Genomic DNA, 19,366 nt, shown 5'->3' with positions numbered 1-19,366 from the left:
GGGTCAGACCCGGGCTACGCGCCGGTCCGGCCCGTCGCCTCGGTGGCGAGCTCGCTCGCGAACCACTCGATGGTCCGGACCAGCCCGTCGCGCACGTCGACGACCGGCTCCCAGCCGAGTTGCTGACGGGCGAGGGTGATGTCCGGCCGGCGGACCATCGGGTCGTCGCCGGGCCGCGGCACGAACGTGATCGGCGCGTCGGAGCCGATCAGCTCGACCACCAGGCGCGCGGTGTCGATGATCGTCATCTCGTGCGGGTTGCCGAGGTTCACCGGGCCGGGCAGGCCGCTGCGCAGCATCCGCACGATGCCCTCGACGAGATCGTCCACGTAGCAGACCGAGCGGGTCTGCATCCCGTCGCCGGCGACGGTCACCGGCTCACCGCGCAGGGCCTGGGAGACGAACGCGGGAATCGCCCGGCCGTCGTCGGTGCGCATCCGCGGCCCGTAGGTGTTGAAGATCCGGATGATCGCCGTGTCGAGCCCGTGCCGGTTGCGGTAGGCGGTGGTCAGCGCCTCGGCGAAACGCTTGGCCTCGTCGTACATGCTGCGCGGGCCGATCGGGTTGACGTGCCCCCAGTACGACTCCTCCTGCGGGTGCACCAGCGGGTCCCCGTAGACCTCGGAGGTCGACGCCAGCAGGAAGCGGGCGCCCTTTGCCCGGGCGAGGTCGAGCGTGTTGAGCGTGCCGTGCGCGCCTGCCTTCAAGGTCTCAATCGGATACCGGGCGTAGTCGAGAGGCGACGCCGGTGACGCGAACTCCAGGACGGCGTCGACCGTCCCGGCCACCTCGACCCGCTCGGCGACGTCCTGCTCGAGGAGCTCGAATCCTGGCCGGTCGAGTAGATGCTCGACATTGCTCTTCCGCCCGGTGAGAAAGTTGTCGATGCACACAACCTCCTCACCATCCAGGAGCAGCCGATCACAGAGATGGCTCCCCAGGAAGCCCGCGCCTCCCGCGACGACGACACGCATAACCGAAAAACCCCCAGCACTGGCAGCTCAACGAATACCGACGAAAGAACACCCACCACCGATGTCGGCGGTGGCCTATCCCCGCTGCCTCTCGGGCCGGCGGACCTCATGGCGCGCGATCGCCTTGAGGTAGACCTCCTCGCGGCGCTCGGCGATGCGCGCCGGATCCAGCTCAGCGGTGCCCATCCGACCGCGCAGGCCGACGACGGCCGCGTGGTCCTGGTCGGTCAGGAACGGCTCGAGAGCGTCCGCCATCGCGTCCGGGTCCTCCGGCGGCACGACGGCGCCGCCCTTCCAGCGGTCGACCCAGGTCGAGACGCCGGTCGTCGCCGTGGCGACCACCGGGCGAGCGGCGGCCATCCCCTCAAGGCCCGCGATAGAGAAGCTCTCGAACCGGCTCGGCACGACGACCGCCCGGCCCTCACCGTAGAGCACCGGAAGCTCCGTGCGGGAGACATGCCCCTCGAACCGGATCGGAACGCCCAGCTCAGCGGCCTTCCGCTCGAGCCATGCCCCGGTCTCGACGCCTTCGATCCGACCGGACGACTGCCCGACGAAGATCAGCTTGGCCTCGACTCCCCGTGCCAGTAGCCGGGACGCGGCCTCGACGAGCACGTCCAGCCCTTTGCGCCACTCCAGCCGGCCGACCACGACCAGGTTCGGTCCGGTGTGCTCTGCCGTGGGGACGCTCGCGAACGGCACGTTGTCGAACGGGTACGGGATTACGTCGACGTCGGTGTCCGGTCGCAGCCAGTCGAGCTCGTACAGCGTGTCGACGAGGAGCTGGGACGGGGAAGTCCGCGCGTCCGCTCGCAGCGCCGAGAAGCGGTCGATGCGGTCGGCCAGCTCCCCCTTGCGGCTCAGCTCGGGATCCCGCAGACGGACGTCCATCATCGTCGGAGTGTGCAGGTGGATCACCAGCGGTGTACGCCGACCGAGAGCCGTGAACAGGCCCCGTGTCTCGCCGTCCTGTGTCTCGATGACGTCCGGGTTGATCCCGCTCCGCCGAAGCCAGAAGCCGTACGACACCGCCAGTGAGGCCCGCAGCGACAAGGAGTCACGCGGATGATCCCGGCCGTTGATCAGCTTCGCGGCCGGCCCCAGGTATCGAGTGACAGGCGCACGCAACAGCGGGCGGCGGTGAACGTGAACGCCGTCGAACACGTCGTCGCGGATACGGCGGCCCTGAGTGCACAGCACATGAACCTCATGGCCGCGCCGAACCAGTGCGTGAGCGATGTCATGCGTGTAGACGCCAGCGCCATCCCAGATGATCGGTGGGTACTGCTCGCATAGGAAAGCGATCCGCATGCACAACTCCAGGCGACCAGCAGGCCAGGTAACTCCGGGCGGCCCATAGTAGTACCGACGCCCCGCCTACCAGCAGTCCGCCCGCCACAACCACCTAATGCGGCCACGGCATGCGGCCACGATAGACACAACAGCACCCTCACGTGAGGGGAATTTACCTCTACATGGCTGTAGAACTTTGCCTGGGCGTTCCAGAGAATTCCCCGCCGACATTCCGGTGAGGACGGCGGATCACCCTTACAGACACRGGGAGAACCGAACCTGATTCCTGCCGCAACCACCCTGAACCGATCACTCACCGACCGCTCCGAACAGCTGCCCGACCGTGGCCCGGGGACGGTTCCCGGACCCCACTAAGCACCCCAGCCGTGCCCCGTTCGACGCGCGGGTCCGACACTGCATGACCTGACACAGTCGGCGCCGACCGATCCGCCGCACGCGAGCGGAACGCGATGCGGATACGAATACGGGCGTGACCGGAGCCAGGGCCAGAACCCGGACCGGCGACGCGGCCATGCCCACGGCCACCGCCCAGGCACAGCCACCGCCACCGCCACCGCCACCGCCCAGGCACTGCACACGGACCCGGCCACGGGCGGCCCGCTCACGGCTCCAGAGGCCTACCTAGCCCGCCCCGAGTACACGGCAAACCGCCAGGTCTTGACCGCGCAGTCGACGGAACCGAAGCCCGCCTGCCGCAGCCACCCGAGTTGGTCGTCGAGCGGAGCGCACCGATCGTGGGCCATGCGCGCGAGCGCCCCCGCCCATTCCTCGTCGTCCGAACCCGCGCCACGGGCCCATCGCTCGTGCATCCGCTCGTACCTCTGGGTGGTCTCCTCATCAGGCCCAACAATCTGTTCCAGATTCACGAACAGACCACCGGGAACAAGTACCGAACGGACGCGCCGGAACAGGTTCCGCTTGGCCTCGTCGTCCAGATGGTGGATCGCCAGCGCCGAGACGACCGCGGCGAAGGGACCCACCGGCAGCGGGTCGGTGAGGTCCGCGACCGTCACACCCACCACATGAGCCCGGAGCCGAGACACCGCGCGGTCGATCATCGGACCCGACCCGTCCATCAGATGCAGCCTGGCACCGGGCACGACCCCGATCACCGCCGCAGACAACAGGCCGGTTCCCGCGCCCAGATCCAGCACCACCGGTTGCGCCCCACCCAGTTCAGCCACCAGATCCCCGACCGCGCCGTAGAGCAGATCGAAGAACGGAACCAGCCGGCGACGCTGCGCGTCGTAGGTCTCCGGATCCCAGATCATCTCACCATATGAGATTATAGTCTCACCCATTGAACCAGTGTAGGTCAGAACAGGCGAACGACGCAGCACTCGGAGCAGGTCGAAAGCCCGACGACCTCGGGCCGATCGACGCCGCGCTACTCACTCACGACCACCGCGGCGACAACCTCGACGATGCGGACCACACCTGTTGGCACGCACCAAAACCGTCATCGCCACGTTCCCGGCGCGAGACGCGTCGGGGGCTGTGCTTGGGGAGTTGCCCCCTGGACCACGACGGTTCTCACCGAACTGGAGCCCGGCACCCTGGAATCCGAGACCGATGTGGCGTCTACCACCCCGGGCCGATCTCCCATTGAGGTCACCGCAATACCGTGCCGCCATGGACCGCCGCTGATCCGCCCAGTCGTCGGCCATGCCATCGGCTTCGTGCTGCGCCGGGCCGGCCAGAAACACGGGGTGCCGTGGATTTCAGGGGAGGCCTTCCTCTACCGCGCCGTACGCGAGGTCGGCGATGGTTGACGGTCGACACCGCTTTCCTCCATCTGGGCGGAGTCCGGTTCCCGCTCACCGGCCCCGTCCGATACACCACGACCGGACACAATGCGGTCGCCTCTGCGGTCAGACGCGCCCCCGCGTCACGATCCCGGTTCACGACGAGGACTGGATGCACTTCCGACAGGGACAAGAATCCATCGAGTGTGACGTCGCCCGTACACCCGACGATGTACGCAAAGCTTTCCGATGGGCGCCCATCGGCGAACCAGCTAAGGTCGACTCCGGCTATCTTCGAAAATCGCTCACTATTCTAAAATCAATGTACCGATGTTTCACTCCCAGGAAACCCGAGACGCCTCGACAGTAGCACGATCGACACCACAGTCAAGAGCCGAAGGAATTCGGCGGGACCACTAGTTCCACCACATAAAATTGCCTCATCGATACGGATGATTTGTGAACCGGACGTAGTCCTTCCCTCAGACCTCTTGTCCTGCCCGCCCGCCAGCCATATCGTCGAACACACGTTCGATATTGACGACTTGACGGAGAGGCGGTGACACCATGACCTCCCTTCCCGGCTCGAGGCGTGGCGCATCGCCACGCGGGCAACGCACCGCCGCCAACGCGCCCGACGCCAAGATCGGATCCGCCGCCACATCCACCGGATCAGACGGCCGATCCACACCAGGGGATGAGACCGCCACCGTGGTCGGGAGTCCCCCGACGCACTCGACCAGCTCAGAAGAGGACTCGTGGGCAACCAGCGGCGACACCCGCACCCGCGAGGCGCTCGACACGAAAGCCGACGATCTCTTCAGGGAGATCTCTCGCGTCGTCCGCACGATCGCGGCCGGCCACGCGGATCTACTGACCCTGCTGGCTCAGTTCGCGGCCCTCCGGCTCCCGCCAAGCGCCGAGCAATCACTCGTCTCCGACGAGTTCGCGCCCGAAGAGATAGCCACCGCGATGGCGGTCTCGCCCCAGTCGGCCTCCGCCCAGCTGACGTTCGCCTGCACCGTCGCCCGGCGCCTTCCGAACGCAGTCGACGCACTCAGGGCGGGAGTCCTGGATCTCCAACGACTGCAGTCACTGGAGAAAGCGGTCCACCCGCTCGACGACCGCACCGCAGCCAGAGTCGAAGCACACGTGCTCGCCGGAGGAGCACGACCTAACCGGCGCGCCTTCACCGATGCCTGCAGGCGCGCCGTAGCCAGGATCGACCCCGAAGGCACGGCAGACCGCGCGGAGACCCGACGCAAGGACCGACGGGTGTGGATCTCTCCCGACGAGGACGGGACAAGCGCGCTCACAGCCGTCCTTCCCACGGAGGACGCCGAGGCCTGCTACCAGCGGATCGATCAGGCTGCCCGCTCCATCAGTGCCAACAGATCCGACGGTGACGACCGGACCCGCACCCAGATTCGTGCCGACGTGCTGGTCGATCTACTTACGGGCCGAGGCAGCCACGCCACGCCGATGCCGTGTGACATTCAAGTCGTCGTACCCGCGACGACCCTGATGGGCCTGTCCGACGACCCCGGCGAGATTCCGGGGTACGGCCCGATCCCCGCACGAATAGCCCGGGAGATGGCCAAACGGCCGGGCTCAACCTGGCGGCGCATTCTGACCGATCCACAAGGACATCTGATCGAGGTCGCCGACCGGCGTCTACCAAGCGCCGCACAGGTCCGCCATGTTCGTGCCCGCAACCGGACCTGTGTATTCACAGGCTGCACCCGGCCATCACGCCGCACGGATACCGATCACACCATCTCCTTCTCCGAGGATGGACGGACTCTGACCAAGAATCTCGGCCCGCTGTGCCGTCGACACCACCGGATGAAACATCGTGGCCACTGGCAGGTCACACAACCCCAGGAAGGAACCTTCGTGTGGACCAGCCCACTCGGGCGAAACAGTGTCACCACCCCCGACACATATCTCGAAGTCGATGTCTCACCTGGGACTACGACCAAGAATCGGCACGCCGAGCACTTGAGGGAAGATCGCGGGCACACGCGATCCCGTCCGAAAACGCCGACCGGAGCGGGAAAGGATCCCGACTGGCAGATGCCATCCCAGACAAGGCCTGACGTGGCCCGGCGTGAGTCATCTGCTTGGCGTCAGGCAGGATCGGGGCGGGACCTGCGCCGGAGGGAACCGGGCGGCAGAGAAATCGAGGGAGTCAACCAACGTGAGGAACACAACCGCGCCTCCGGAGCTCGCGAGCCGAGTCGGATCCGTCCAGACCTCTCCGGTACGTGAGATTCTCGCGTTGACGGAACGACCAGAAGTGATCTCCTTTGCCGGCGGCCTGCCGGCGCCGGAGTTCTTCGACGCGGAGGGCATCCGGGCTGCCTACGACCGAGTGCTGAGTGAGGATCCGCGCCGGGTACTGCAGTACTCGTCGACCGAGGGCAGCCCGTTGCTGCGCGAGACGATCGCCGCACGGCTGGCTGGCCGGAGCCTACCCACTCATTCCGACGATCTTCTGATCACGACCGGCTCGCAGCAGGCGTTGACCCTCCTCATCACCGCGCTTCTCGAACCCGGGGACGCCGTTGTCGTGGAGGATCCGACCTATCTGGCTGTGCTGCAGTCGTTCGGCTACGCCGGCGCACGGGTCTACCCGGTCACCACCGACGAGCATGGCATCGTTCCCGACGCGCTCGCGGAGGTCGCGGCCCGCGAGAAGCCAAAGCTGATCTATCTCGTCCCGAACTTCCAGAACCCGACTGGTCGGACGGTCCCCGCGGAGCGCCGGTCCGCGATTGCCCGGGTCGCCGCCGAGTGCGGATTCTGGATCATCGAAGACGACCCGTACGGCGAACTGCGGTTCGAGGGTGCCGCCGTGCCATGGATCGCGTCGATCGAGGACGCGGCGGACCGCACCATCCTGCTGGGAAGCTTCTCGAAGACGATGGCACCGGGGATGCGCCTCGGGTGGTTGCGGGCACCGGAAGTACTACGCCGCGCCTGCGTGATCGCCAAGCAGGCCGCGGACCTGCACACCTCAACGATCGACCAGGCGGCCGCGGCTCGGTATCTGATCGACAGCGACCTCGACGCGCACATCACCAGGGTCTGCGCGGCTTATCGGCCGAGGCGTGACGCGCTCCTGGCCGGGCTTCCCCGAGGGCTGCCGGCGGGCAGCACGTGGAACCGGCCGGAGGGCGGGATGTTCGTCTGGGCGCGGCTGCCCGATGGCTATGACGCCACGGCGCTCCTCTCGGCTGCGGTCAGGAGACAGGTGGCCTACGTTCCCGGAGCACCGTTCTACGCCGGGCCGGCGGATGCCGCGACGCTGCGGTTGTCCTTCACGACGCACAGCCCGGCGGAGATCGCGGAGGGGGTGACCAGGTTGGCCAAAGCACTCCGTTGAAGGCGGGTCAGCCGTTGAAGGCAGGTCAGCCGCTCGGAACGTAGCCCGTCCGCCGTGCCGCCACAGCGAGGCGAATCTCTTCGGCGATCAGGTCCGCGTTGAGGGCGGCGGCCTTCACGCCGACGGCGGACGCCGTGATCACTGAGGCCACCACGTCTGCCACGTTTCCCGCGATCCACACCCCGGCGGCCTGGGTCGCGCCGGTGGGGTCCGACTGCACCTGTCGGCCGATCACGTGGCCGTTCAGGGCCAGGTCGGTTGATTCCAGGCCGAGCGCACCGAGTATCGCGGTGCGGGTGGTGAAGCGCGGCGCGACCGCCAGGGCCCGGCGGGGAACCACCTCCCCGTGGTGCAGTCGGACGGATTCGAGGCGGTCGTTCGCGGTCTCGCGGGCCTCGACGGCACCGGGCACGACTCGGATGCTGCGGGCGGCGAGCTGCTCGGCCTCCTCGGCCGTGGGGTCGGGACCGGTGTGGGTGAACAGGACGACGTCTTCGCTCCGCTGCCGCCAGAGAAGAGCCTGGTGTACCGCCATCGGTGAGCCGCCGAGAACGCCGATCGGCTGGTCACGGACCTTTCATCCGTGGCAGTACGGGCAGTGCAGGACGGCGTGCCCCCACAGGCCGGCGAGTCCGGGTATGTCCGGCAGCTCGTCCACCAGACCGGTGGTCACGAGCAGCCGGCGGGCTGTGGTGACGCGGCCCTCGTCAAGCCCGACACGGAACTGGGGCGGTACTCCGGGTCCGTCAACGACGGTCGGTGTTGACGGGAGACGCTCGAGGGAGGTGACCGTGGCGGTGACGATCTCACCGCCGTAGCCGATGGCCTCGGCCCGTCCGGTTGCCAGGAGCTCACTCGGGGGGACGCCTTCCCGGCCCAGGTAGTTGTGCACGCCCGGGGCGGGCGTTGCGGAGCTCGCCCGCGTCGACCGCCAGGAGGGTCCGGCGTGCCCCGGCCAGGGTGAGTGCGCCGCTCAGACCGGCGGGCCCACCACCGACGACCATCACGTCGTAGATCTGCTTCATCCGGATACCGCCCTTCGACTGAGGAGTGTTCCGAGCCCGAATCTTCCACATCCAGGAGCGGGTTTGACAAACATCATTGCCAGAACAGCAACTGTAAGGCGAGCATGGTGGGGTGACTGTGGGAACCGAACAGGGTATCGAGGCCGTACTTGCCGCGGTCGGTCCCCGGCTGCGCGCGCTGCGCAAACAGAACGGGACAACTCTTCCCGCACTCTCCCGGGCCACCGGGATCTCGGTCAGCACGCTGTCGCGGCTGGAGTCCGGGCAGCGCCGGCTGACGCTGGAGCTGCTACTGCCCCTCGCGAAGGCCTACCAGGTCCCGCTCGACGAGCTCGTCGGCACGCCGCCGACAAGCGATCCACGGGTGCTCCCGCGGCCGTTCGAGCGCGACGGAATGACCGTCGTACCGCTGACGAGACGTCCGGGCGGACTGCGATCATTCAAGATGATCTTCCCGCCCGGGTGGCCGGCCTGTACGAGGGAACTGCAGACACACGAGGGCTACGAATGGATCTACGTGTTGTCCGGCCGGCTGCACCTGTTCCTGGGTGAGCGGGAGGTCGCCCTGACCGCCGGCGAGGTCGCCGAGTTCGACACGCACGTCCCGCACGCATTCAGCAATCCGAGCCCGGAGGCGGTGGAGGCCATCAGCCTGTTCGGGCCGCAGGGGGAACGCCTGCACGTGCGTGCCCGTCCGGCTGGATCCCGCGCGCGGGACGGCGGGCTCAGCCCACCGTGACCGGGCGGTACAGGCGGGCGTAGGCGCCATCATCGGCAAGCAGCTCGCCGTGGGTGCCGTCCTCGACCACCCGGCCGTGGTCCATGACGTAGATGCGGTCGGCATCGATCACGGTGGAGAGCCGGTGCGCGATGACCAGGCAGGTCCGGCCGACCGAGAGCCGGTCGAGCGCGGCGCGGACGGCCGCCTCGGAGACGGTGTCCAGCGCCGAGGTGGCCTCGTCCAGGATCAGCACCTGAGGCGACTGCAGCAGGACCCGGGCGATGGCGAGCCGTTGACGCTCGCCGCCGGAAAGCCGGTAACCGCGAGCGCCGACACGGGTACGCAGCCCGTCCGGCAGCTGGTTGAGCAGCGCCGAGAGGTTGGCGGCGTCGAGCGCCTCGCGCAGCTCGTCGTCAGTGGCGTCGAGCCGTCCGTAGCGCAGGTTCGCCGCGATGGTGTCGTGGAACAGGTGCGGCTCCTGGGGAACGACCCCGATCAGCGAATGCAGCTCGGATGACGGAATGTCGTCCAAGGCCACGCCGCCGAGCCGGATGGTGCCGTGCTGGGGGCGGTGGATGCCGCTGGCGATGTAAGTGATGGTCGTCTTGCCGGCGCCGCTCGCCCCGACGACCGCGGTCGTCGCCCCCGGAGCAACCCGCAGGGTGACACCGCGCAGGTTCCACGCCGCGTTGTCGCGATCCGGTGTGGCGGGGCGATCCGGGGCGGTGAGGCGTGGGTCGGAGGTGGCGATGTCGTAGGAGAACCAGACATCATCAAGGGTGAGGTCCGGCGCCGAGGCGACGGGGACCCGCGGACGGTGCTCGAGCGTCGCAGGCTGTCGGTCCACCGGGCGCAGCTGGGCCGACGGACGCTGCTGGAGCGGCGGGCGTGCAGGGTCGACTGGGCGGGCTGTGGCCACCGGACGGGCCGCGGCCACTGGGAGGTCGAGCAGGGCGAAGATCCGGCGGAACGACGCACCGGCGCTGGAGAGCTCGGAGCGGAGCTCGACGGCGGAGGCGAGCGGGCCGAAGGAGACCAGGAGTGCGCCGCCGAGCGCGGCGACCGTCCCGAGCGAGGTGTGTCCCGTGGAGACCAGCCAGGCGCCGAGGGTAACGACCACCGTCATCGTCATGACGATGCCGAGGTTGACGACGAGGCGGACACGTGAGGTCAGCCGGGCCTGCTCACGGCTGGCGGCGAGCAGCTCGGCGGCGGCGGCGTCGAAACGTTCGCATTCATGGTCCGCCCGGTCGAACAGCCGGACGTGCAGCGCGCCCGAGACCGAGGAGGTGTCCGCCACCTGGGCCATGAGCTGGCCGTCCAGCTCTCGTTGGCGGTGGGAGATGCCAGCGAGGCGGCGACGGCCGGACTTCATGATCATCAGTGTGGCGGGGGCGAAGACCATGACCGCCAGGCTGAGCCGCCAGTCCAGCACGAAGACGACGGCGGTGCCGACGGCGATGTCAGCGACCCGGCAGATCACCGCCTGGACGACCGCGGAGACCGCGTACTGGGCGGTGATGACGTCGGTGGACATCACCGYCATCACCTCGCCCTGCTGACTGCGGGGGAAGAAGCCGAACGGCAGGCGTTGCAGGTGGGCGTTGACGGCCTGCCGGGTCCGCACCGTGATCACGGCGCCGAGCCGGGCGATGAGCGCCATCCGGGTGGCGAGCACTGCCGACTCGAACACCAGCAGCGCGCACAGGAGGAGCACCGGGACGACGAGGTCGCCGACCTGTCCGGTCGGCAGGGAGTCGTCGATGAGGTGGCGCAGCAGGAACGGGCCGGCCGCGGCCGCGACCGAGCCGATGACCGACAGGCCGACCAGGGTGGTGATCACCCGGCCCTGGTCGGCGAAGAAGCGCAGGCTGCGGGCGGACTCGTCGACGCCGGTGAGCTTCGCCACCACCCGGGCGTGCAGGCGGGTCACCCTGGTCGACGGGACGTCCACCGGCCCGCCCGACAGACACGGGCCGGACACGGACTCAGGCATCACGCCGAGAGAGACTATGCCGCCCCCCGCGCGAACCGTACGGCCCGTCCCGGTCCGGTCTGGTCTGGTCGTCCGGGCTAGAGCTGCATCGACTCTCCGAGGCGGGCACGCATGTCCGCGGCGAGCACCGAGACGTTCGGCTCGTTGAGCATCGTGTGGTGCTCGCCGGGGACGGTGACGATGGTGGAGTCACCGGTCAGGTGCGTGGGCCACTCGTCCCGACCGGACTCGGGGTTGTCCTCGGCGAGGTAGAGGACGGTCCGCCCGGCGTACGGCCGGACCCGGTACGACTGGGTGATGAACCGGGCCTGGTCGAAGAACACGTCGAACTGGACGAGCCCGGGGTAGCGGACGAGCCCGGTCAACGGCAGGCGTGCCGCCTTGCGTAGCTTGGACGCGTTCGGCAGCGGGAGCCGGTCCGGCAGCAGCCGGGTGATGCGTCCCCCGCCGCTGGGGTCGCCGCTGGGACGCGCGCCGCCGGCGGACTGAGCCGAGCGCGGCAGCGTGGTGTCGAGCAGCAGCAGCGTCCCCACCTCCTCGCCGGCGGCGGCGAGCATGTGCGCCATCTCCAGGGCGACCAGCCCGCCGAACGAGAAGCCGGCGAGGTAGTAAGGGCCGGTCGGCTGGATCACGCGGAGCACGGCCAGGTGGCGCCGGGCGTGGCGCTCGACGCTCCAGTCGGGCAGCGCCCGGCTTTCCATTCCCTGCGCCTGCAGGCCGTAGACCCGCTGGTCGGAGCCGAGCAGGCGGGAGAGCCCGAGGAAGTTGATGGCGAGCCCGCCCGCGCCGGCGACGCAGAACAGCGGCGGACGCGAGCCGTCGACGTTGAGCGGCACGCAGGTCGGATGGGTCGGGATGCCCCGTTGGGAACCTGCCACCCGGGCCGCGAGGGCGGCGACGGTCGGCGCCTCCACCAGCACCGAGGTCGGCAGGGTCACGCCGAGACGGGTGGCGATCTCGCTGAGGAGCTGCTGGGCGAGCAGCGAGTCCCCGCCGAGCTCGAGGAAGTCGTCGTCGACGCCGACCTCATCGACCTTCAGGATCTGCGCGAACAGGTCACACAGCGCGAACTCCCAGTGGCTGCGCCCGGTGGGACGGCGGGCGGGCGGCCGGGGCGGCGGCGCCGGCAGCGCGGGCCGGTCGATCTTGCCGCGCTCGTTGCGGGGCAGCTCGTTGAGCAGGATCACCGAGGAGGGAACCATGTAGGCGGGCAGCTTCTCCCGCAGCAGGCCGCGGATCGCCACGGTCGCCGACTTCACCGCGGTGGCGCACACGACGTAGGCGACCAGCCGCGGAGGCTCGCCCTCGACGCGCTCGGCGACGACGACGGCCTCGAGGACGTCCGGCGAGGTGAGCAGGACGGTCTCGATCTCGGCGGGCTCGACCAGGTAACCACGGATCTTCACCGCGGCGTCAGCGCGGCCGAGTAGTTCGATGCACCCGTCCGGGCGTCGCCGGGCCAGATCCCCGCCGCGGTACACGACCTCGTGGGACCCGAGGTCACCGAGGACGATCTCACCGGTGACGGTGACGCCGGAGACGGGCAGGTCGTGGTCCGGGCCCGCGGAGTCCGCCGGGCTCGCCGGGCCCGTCATGGCTTCGTCACCGGAAACCAGCGCACCGGAATCCCGCAGGCCRTCCGCCGGAGAATCGACACACAGGTGAACCGGCCGAAATCGCTGCGCGGTCATCTCGGGGGCGTTCCAGTAGCCGCCGGAAAGGTACCTTGACGTTACTGATATTTCGCCGGTGGCACCATCCGGTACGGGTTTGCCGTGCTCGTCGACGATCTCGATGTCCTTGCCGTCGACGGCCCATCCCGCCGGCAGTGGACCAGCCGGAATCTCGTCGCCGGATCCGACCGGGAAGAAGGCGAGCGAGGCGGTCTCGGTCGAGCCGGACCAGTTGTAGAACGTGCACGTTGTAGGCAGCAGCTCGCGCAGAGCGGCGACATCCCGGCCGTACACGGCCTCACCGGAGCTGGTGACCGCGCGCAGGTCGCCCAGGATCAGCCCGGGCTCGGCGGCGCCGGCCAGCGCGCGCATCAGCGACGGGGTCAGGTGCAGCGTGGTGATGCCGCGGTCGACGAGCCAGGCGGGCATCGCGCCGATCCCGCGGGCCCGCGGGTCGAACGGGTGGAGCGTGGCGCCGCAGAGCAGCCCCCAGAACATGACGGTGATGCCGGCGGCGAACGCGGTCGGCAGCACGAGGGCGATCTGGTCGGCGGCGTTCATCCCGACCCGCTCGATGCCCGCGTCCAGGTCCTTCATCACGGTCCGGTTCCGCCAGACGACGCCCTTCGGGACGCCGGTGGAGCCGGAGCTGAACACCAGGAAGGCTGGGTCGGTGGGCAGCGCCCGACGGCCCGGCAGCAGGTCGTCGTCGATCTCGGCGGTACCGACCGGCGGCCCGTCGTCAACGATCAGGGTGTGCTCCGAGCCCGGAACGGTGCCGGGCTCGGGACCAGGCGTGGGACCGGTGTCGGCCGCTTCCAGCCGGGCGGCGGCGAGCAGTTCGGTGTGCGCGCTGTCGGTCACGCAGGTGGCGACCCCCGCCAGCCGCAGGATCTGCCCCAGCCGCGCCGCGGGGAGCATCGGGTCGAGCGGCACGAACGGCCGCCCGGCCTTCAGCGCGCCCAGCATCGCGACGATCGCGGGCGCTCCCTGCCCCAGCAGGATCCCGATGTTGCCGCCGTCCCCCTCGACGACAAGCGAACGAGCCAGCGCGGATGAACGCGAGTCCAGCTCGGCATAGCTCAGTACAGTTTTCTCATCGCGTACCGCAATGTCGTTGGCACGCGCTGTGACGATCCGAGAGAACCGCCCCACGATTGTCGGGTCGGGTTCCGCGAGATTCGCCGCCAGCACGGCCAACGGATGCGTTCCGACCATGTTTCGACCCCCCAGGCCGCTCTCGCTCCGTTTCTGGCTATCCGGAAGCATCGCCGATGATACGACCGGACAACTCCTACCACTCCCCCACTCGGGCCATCAGAGATCCCAGGGTGCAGACTCATCCCCGAATATCGCCACGCGACTCAGCCGGCGCTGTCGTGTCCCCGACATCCGTGCCCGGCCGAGCAGACACCGGAAGGACCGTGATGACGGCACCGTCCGCGACACTCGGGCACGGCGACCGTGCCAGCGGGCCCGGGACGCACCGGGTGTGGGTCGAGCTCGGCGACCGCGGCTACCCCGTCGACATCGGGCCCGGCGTCCGGCGCACGCTGCCGGAGGTCGTCGCCCGGATCGGCGCGTCCCGGGTGGTGATCGTCTCGGCCCGGCCAGAGGACGACGCGGTACCCGATCCCGGGGTCCCGGCGCTGCGCGTCGCCGCCCGCGACGGCGAGCCGGACAAGAACCTGGCCAACGTCCAGGCGCTCTGCGAGCGGTTCGCGGCGTTCGGCCTGACTCGCACGGACGCGGTGGTCTCCTGCGGCGGCGGGACGACGACCGACGTCGTCGGGCTCGCGGCGGCGCTCTACCACCGCGGTATCGCGGTCATCCACCTCCCGACGTCGCTGCTGGCGCAGGTCGACGCGAGCGTCGGCGGCAAGACGGCGGTGAACCTGCCGGCCGGCAAGAACCTGGTCGGCGCCTACTGGCAGCCCAGCGCCGTGCTGTGCGACACCGACTACCTGGCGACGCTGCCCGCGCGCGAGTGGACCAACGGCTACGGGGAGATCGCGCGGGCGCACTTCATCGGCGCCGGCGACCTGCGCGGACGTCCCGTCGAGGAGCAGATCGCGCGCAGCGTGGCGCTCAAGGCCTCGGTCGTGGCCCGCGACGAGCGCGACTCCGGCCTGCGCCACATCCTCAACTACGGGCACACCCTGGGCCACGCGCTGGAGATCGTCACCGGCTTCGAGATGCGGCACGGCGAGGGCGTGGCGGTCGGGACGGTCTTCGCCGGCCGGCTCGCTGCCGCGCTGGGCCTGATCGACGACCGGCGCGCCGACGAGCACTTCGAGGTGGTCTCGCACTACGGACTGCCGACGGCGCTGCCCGCCGGGGCCGACACGGCGGCGCTCGTCGCCGCCATGCGGCTGGACAAGAAGTCCACGAACACCGGCAAGTCCACGAACACCGGCCTCACCTTCGTCCTCGACTCGGCGGACGGCCCCCGGCTGGTTCCGGACGTCCCGGCCGACCTGGTGGTCGCGACGCTGGGCGCGATGGAACGCGAGGCGGCATGACCAGCATGGCGCGGGGGTCGGTGACGCTGGCCGCCCCGGATCCGGATCGGCGGGAGCCGGCGCGGCCGCGGGAGATCACCGGGACGACCCGGCTGTACGCCGTCGTCGGTGACCCGGTCGAGCAGGTCCAGGCGCCGATGCTGGTGAACCCGGTGTTCGCCGAGGCGGGCCTGGACGCCGTCCTGGTGCCCGTGCACGCGCGCCCGCGTGACTTCCCGACAGTGCTGGCCGGGCTGTGTGCCATGGCCAACCTGGACGGCATCCTGATCACGATCCCGCACAAGGTCTCAGCTGCGGAGCTGGCGGACGTCCGCTCCGCCGCGGCGCGGATAAGCGGCAGCGCGAACGCCCTGCGGCGCGAGCCGGACGGGCGGTGGCTGGCCGACAACTTCGACGGCGCCGGCTTCGTCCGCGGCCTGGCCCGCACGGGGCATCGCGTGGCGGGGGCCCGGGTCCACCTGGCCGGTGCGGGCGGGGCCGGCAGCGCGATCGCGGTGGCGCTGCTCGAGGCCGGCTGTGCGAGCCTGGCCCTCCACGATCCCGACACCGCCCGTTCGGGCGAACTGCTGGGACGGCTGGACGCGCACTGGCCCGGTCGGGCTGGTGCGGCGGCGGCGCCCACGCCGGCCGGGCAGGTCGATCTGATCGTGAACGCCACGCCGCTCGGGCTGCGCCCGGCCGACCCGTTGCCGTTCGACCCCGCGATGCTGCCGGCGGGCTGTGTCGTGGCGGACATCATCATGAAGCCGGCGCGCACCCGGCTGCTGCAGGCGGCGGCCGAGCGCGGTCTGCCCGCCCATCCGGGCATCCACATGCTGGCCGAACAGGTCGACCTGTACCGCACCTTCTTCGGCCTGCCGGGCGCGCGGTGAGCCCCGCCGGCGTGGCCGACGCTGCCAGCCCGGCCAGCGCTGCCAGCCCGGCCAGCGCTGCCAGCCCGGCCGGCATGGTCGGCCATCTCGGCATCGACGTCGGTGGCACCAAGGTTGCGCTGCGGCTGGTGCCGGTCGGCGGCGCGCCCCGTGAGGCGAGCTTCCGGTGGTCGGCGGGCGTGCCGGCCGAGACCGACCTGCGCGATCTCGGGGCGGGCGTGGCGGCGCTGCTCGGCGAGTGGGGCGGGCGGCTGGCCGGCGTCGGCGTCGCGATGCCTGCGACGGTCGACCCGTCCGGTCGGGTCACGGCCTGGCCGAGCCGGCCGTCGTGGACGGGCCTGGACCTCGGTCAGGCGGTTCGCGAGCTCGCCGCGGGCGCGCCGGTGGCCCTCGGCGACGACGGTGACCTCGCCGCGCTTGCCGAAGCGGACCATGCCGGCAGCGCGAACCTGGTCTACGTGGGGGTCGGCACGGGCATCGGCGGCGGCATCGTGCTCGACGGACGGCTCTGCCCCGGCACCGCGCGCGGCTCGTGCGAGATCGGCCATCTCATCGTGGCGCTGGACGGGCCGCGGTGCCGATGCGGGCGGGACGGCTGCCTACAGGCCTTCGCGTCCGGACCGGCCACGCTGCGCCGGGCCACCGAACTACGCGCCACCGCCCGACCGGGCGCGTCAGACGAACCGGGCGCGTCAGACGAGGTGACCTATCCGGAGCTGCGCGAGGCCTGGGTGGAGGGTGCGGGCTGGGCCCGCGCCGCGGTCGGGACGACGGCGCGCGCGATCGCGGGCGCGCTGGTCGGGCTGACCGAGCTGGTGCGGCCGGATCTCGCGGTGGTCGGCGGCGGGTTCGCGGACGGGCTGCCCGGGCTCGTCGACGCGATCACCGTGCAGGCCCAGGCGATGGCCCGGCCGGGCCATCCGCCGGTGCCCGTCCGGGCGGCGGCGCTGGGCGGGCTGTCATCGCTGGCGGGCGCGGTGATCCTCGCCCGCCACGCCGATGAGGGACGCGGCGACGGCCGCGACCTCGACCGGGAACGCCGCGCCGACCACCTCGGCCTCGGCCTCGGTCTCGACCTCGACCCGGCCCGGAGCGTGCTCCGGACGGGGTGAGCCGGCCGGGGACCGGCGGGGCCCGACGCGAAAACCCGGGCCCCGCCGACGGCCATCCACACACCGCGCCGTCCGCACAGCGCAACGTTCACACCGCGCGGTGGTCACCGAGCAGGCCGAGGAGCTCACGCGGGGAGCGCAGCACCGAGTCGGGGCCGGCCGCCAACAGCTCGGCCTCGTCGGTCTCCCCCCACATCGCGGCGACCGCCCGCACCCCGGCGCCGCGGGCGCTCTGGATGTCGGTCACCGCGTCGCCGATCATCATCGCCTCGCCGGGCGCGGCACCGAGCACGTCGAGGGCGAGCAGGACGATGTCCGGGGCCGGCTTGGGGTGGGCCACCTCGTCGGAGCCGATGACCCGTTCGAAGTAGTCAACGATCTCCAGCTCGGTGAGCAGCGCGCGGGCCCGCGGGCCGCTCTTGCCCGTCGCCACCGCGAGCCGCAGGCCGCGCTCGCGCAGGTCGCCGAGCAGCTCCCGGACACCCTCGAAAAGCAGGACCTTGCGGGAGAGCCGGTAGCTCTCCCGGACGAAGGGCTCCTCCATCTCGAGCGGCAGGCCCATGATCCGCATGATGTCCGGGAAGTACCGTCCGAGGTGGCGGTTGTACTCCTCGAACGGCGCGGGGCCTGGCCCGACCACCTCGGCATAGGCGATCATGAACGCCTCGCGCATGACGGCGTGGCTGTCGACGATCACACCGTCAAGGTCGAAAACGATCGCGTGGGTGCCCATCGGTTCCCCCCCAAGGCTCGGCGTTGCGGTCGGCGGTGGGTGCTCGCGGCGTCAGAACGCGACCCGGGCGGCCGGGATGGCGTGGTTCCGCGGTCGCGCGGAGTCGTAGACCCGCTCGATGGCGGCGATCGTCGACCGGGCCTGGGCGACGGCCCGGCCGCGCTGCCCGGCGTCGGCGAGCAGCGCCGGGAGCTCGTCGAGCTGGCGGCGGTACTCGGCGCCGATCGGCTCGGTGACGACGTCGACGGCGCTGTCCACGCCGTCCTTCGTCCAGGTCAGCGTGGACGCGGGATGCCGGTTCGGGCTGAAGCCGAAGGTGCAGCGCAGCTCGGCCGTGCCGGCGCTGCCCTCGACCCGGATCACCGTCGCGTCGAGCGCCTGGTGCGACGCCCAGCTCGCGCGCAGCGACACCGACACGCCACTGCCCGCGACGAGGAACGCGCGGACCGTGTCCTCAACGTCGCCTCCGGCCCGGGACTGCGCGGCGTCCTCGTGCCGCCAGGCCGCACCCCAGGCGGCGTTGGCGACGAAGTCGCTGGAGACGGTCCCGACGGCCTGGACGAAGCCGTCCGTGCCCACGAACGGCGCGACCGCGTCGAGCAGGTGCCAGCCGAGGTCGACCAGCGCCCCGCCCCCGGCGAGGCTGCGCTGGGTGAACCAGCCGCCGGCGTCGGGAACACCGCGGGCGCGCACCCACGAGACGTCCACGTGCCGGATCTCGCCGAGCAGCCCGGCGAGGTCGTAGAGCGCGCGGGTGTCGGCCCGGAAGCGGGACGCGCTGCCGGCCAGCAGCATCGCCCCGCCGGCCAGCTCGGCGGCGGCCAGGGTGTCGGCCTCGGCGGTGCTGAGGCAGACGGGCTTCTCCAGGAAGACCGGAACCCCGACGTTTAGCAACCGTGCGGCTACAAAGCTGTGCAGGTGGTTGGGGACCGCCACGACGGCGAGGTCCACCTCGGCCCGCCGCAGCGCGTCGGGGTCGTCGAACAGCCCGACCGGTGCCTGGCCGTCCAGCGCCGCGGCCAGCTCGGCCCGGGCCGCCGCGTCGGGGTCGACCAGCGCGACCACGTCGTACGCGGCGTGCTCGCGCAGGCGGGGCAGCCAGATCGACCGCCCGGCCCAGCCGAGCCCGACCACGGCGACGCGCACCCGGCCCGGGGCCGCGGAGACCACGGTCACCGAGGACGCGACGGACGGCGGGGCCACCGGCACCGCCAGGGCCTCAGCGGAGGCCAGAGCCTCCGATGCCACCAGAGCCTGCGACGCCACCAGAACCTCGGACGACGCCAGGGCG

Annotated in this window: 16 protein-coding genes; 6 read left to right on the top strand and 10 right to left on the bottom strand. The window is 70.8% G+C overall.

Annotation, left to right across the window (positions count from 1 at the left end; translation table 11 throughout):
• Positions 1-14: 14 nt before the first annotated feature.
• The 3 genes from BBK14_RS06490 to BBK14_RS06480 form a co-directional block, all read right to left on the bottom strand.
• Complete coding sequence (locus BBK14_RS06490) at positions 15-974, bottom strand: UDP-glucuronic acid decarboxylase family protein (protein ID WP_071060267.1); 960 nt, start codon at positions 972-974, stop codon at positions 15-17.
• 75 nt (positions 975-1,049) lie between these two features.
• Positions 1,050-2,285 (bottom strand): glycosyltransferase family 4 protein, encoded by a 1,236-nt coding sequence (locus BBK14_RS06485; RefSeq protein ID WP_071060266.1) that lies wholly within the window; start codon positions 2,283-2,285, stop codon positions 1,050-1,052.
• Between the two features lie 620 nt (positions 2,286-2,905).
• Positions 2,906-3,589 (bottom strand): class I SAM-dependent methyltransferase, encoded by a 684-nt coding sequence (locus BBK14_RS06480; protein ID WP_071060265.1) that lies wholly within the window; start codon positions 3,587-3,589, stop codon positions 2,906-2,908.
• A 1,011-nt stretch (positions 3,590-4,600) separates the two neighbouring features.
• Here BBK14_RS06480 and BBK14_RS34730 point away from each other — a divergent pair.
• Together BBK14_RS34730 and BBK14_RS06475 are read left to right on the top strand one after the other, a co-directional pair.
• Entirely contained in the window at positions 4,601-6,304 is a 1,704-nt protein-coding gene (locus tag BBK14_RS34730) for an HNH endonuclease signature motif containing protein (RefSeq protein WP_241831212.1), read from the top strand.
• A 28-nt stretch (positions 6,305-6,332) separates the two neighbouring features.
• On the top strand, positions 6,333-7,421 hold the full coding sequence (locus BBK14_RS06475; protein ID WP_235013547.1) for an aminotransferase-like domain-containing protein: 1,089 nt from the start codon (positions 6,333-6,335) through the stop codon (positions 7,419-7,421).
• Positions 7,422-7,446: 25 nt separating this feature from the next.
• Here BBK14_RS06475 and BBK14_RS42720 read toward each other — a convergent pair whose 3' ends face one another.
• The 3 genes from BBK14_RS42720 to BBK14_RS42710 are packed head-to-tail and all read right to left on the bottom strand — an operon-like array spanning position 7,447 to position 8,446.
• Positions 7,447-7,956, bottom strand: coding sequence for a hypothetical protein (locus BBK14_RS42720; RefSeq protein ID WP_241831210.1), 510 nt, complete (start codon positions 7,954-7,956; stop codon positions 7,447-7,449).
• Positions 7,957-7,998: 42 nt separating this feature from the next.
• The gene (locus BBK14_RS42715; protein ID WP_241831208.1) at positions 7,999-8,313 is read right to left on the bottom strand and encodes an NAD(P)/FAD-dependent oxidoreductase; all 315 of its coding nucleotides are present in this window, start codon (positions 8,311-8,313) and stop codon (positions 7,999-8,001) included.
• A complete protein-coding gene (locus tag BBK14_RS42710) occupies positions 8,273-8,446 on the bottom strand; it encodes an FAD-binding protein (RefSeq protein ID WP_200835117.1) in 174 nt (57 codons plus the stop codon). The genes BBK14_RS42715 and BBK14_RS42710 overlap by 41 nt, the downstream gene beginning before the upstream one ends.
• Before the next feature lie 118 nt (positions 8,447-8,564).
• Here BBK14_RS42710 and BBK14_RS06465 point away from each other — a divergent pair, with 118 nt between their 5' ends.
• On the top strand, positions 8,565-9,185 hold the full coding sequence (locus tag BBK14_RS06465; protein WP_338045426.1) for a helix-turn-helix domain-containing protein: 621 nt from the start codon (positions 8,565-8,567) through the stop codon (positions 9,183-9,185).
• Here BBK14_RS06465 and BBK14_RS06460 read toward each other — a convergent pair.
• On the bottom strand, positions 9,172-11,163 hold the full coding sequence (locus tag BBK14_RS06460; RefSeq protein ID WP_071060290.1) for an ABC transporter ATP-binding protein: 1,992 nt from the start codon (positions 11,161-11,163) through the stop codon (positions 9,172-9,174). The two genes, BBK14_RS06465 and BBK14_RS06460, sit on opposite strands and share 14 nt — an antisense overlap.
• A gap of 77 nt (positions 11,164-11,240) precedes the next feature.
• On the bottom strand, positions 11,241-14,054 hold the full coding sequence (locus BBK14_RS06455; RefSeq protein WP_071060262.1) for an alpha/beta fold hydrolase: 2,814 nt from the start codon (positions 14,052-14,054) through the stop codon (positions 11,241-11,243).
• 209 nt (positions 14,055-14,263) lie between these two features.
• On the opposite strand from BBK14_RS06455, the gene BBK14_RS06450 reads away from it, so the two are divergent.
• The 3 genes from BBK14_RS06450 to BBK14_RS06440 all read left to right on the top strand — a co-directional run bounded on the left by BBK14_RS06450 (position 14,264) and on the right by BBK14_RS06440 (position 17,342).
• Positions 14,264-15,358: a 3-dehydroquinate synthase family protein gene (locus BBK14_RS06450; protein ID WP_071060261.1), complete on the top strand. Its 1,095-nt coding sequence runs from the start codon at positions 14,264-14,266 to the stop codon at positions 15,356-15,358.
• On the top strand, positions 15,355-16,230 hold the full coding sequence (locus BBK14_RS06445; protein WP_116430007.1) for a shikimate dehydrogenase family protein: 876 nt from the start codon (positions 15,355-15,357) through the stop codon (positions 16,228-16,230). Before BBK14_RS06450 ends, BBK14_RS06445 begins: the two co-directional genes overlap by 4 nt.
• 74 nt (positions 16,231-16,304) lie before the next feature.
• Positions 16,305-17,342, top strand: coding sequence for an ROK family protein (locus tag BBK14_RS06440; protein WP_071060288.1), 1,038 nt, complete (start codon positions 16,305-16,307; stop codon positions 17,340-17,342).
• Between the two features lie 88 nt (positions 17,343-17,430).
• Here the strand turns inward: BBK14_RS06440 and BBK14_RS06435 are convergent, their stop codons facing one another.
• Both BBK14_RS06435 and BBK14_RS06430 read right to left on the bottom strand, forming a co-directional pair.
• Entirely contained in the window at positions 17,431-18,075 is a 645-nt protein-coding gene (locus BBK14_RS06435) for an HAD-IA family hydrolase (RefSeq protein WP_020459272.1), read from the bottom strand.
• A 51-nt stretch (positions 18,076-18,126) separates the two neighbouring features.
• Complete coding sequence (locus BBK14_RS06430) at positions 18,127-19,221, bottom strand: Gfo/Idh/MocA family protein (RefSeq protein WP_071060287.1); 1,095 nt, start codon at positions 19,219-19,221, stop codon at positions 18,127-18,129.
• Positions 19,222-19,366 lie beyond the last annotated feature (145 nt).

The sequence above is a fragment of the Parafrankia soli genome (genome assembly GCF_001854695.1).
Classification (GTDB): domain Bacteria; phylum Actinomycetota; class Actinomycetes; order Frankiales; family Frankiaceae; genus Parafrankia; species Parafrankia soli.
Note: the sequence above shows the minus strand (reverse complement) of the source record. Positions and strands in the feature narration are given on the sequence as shown.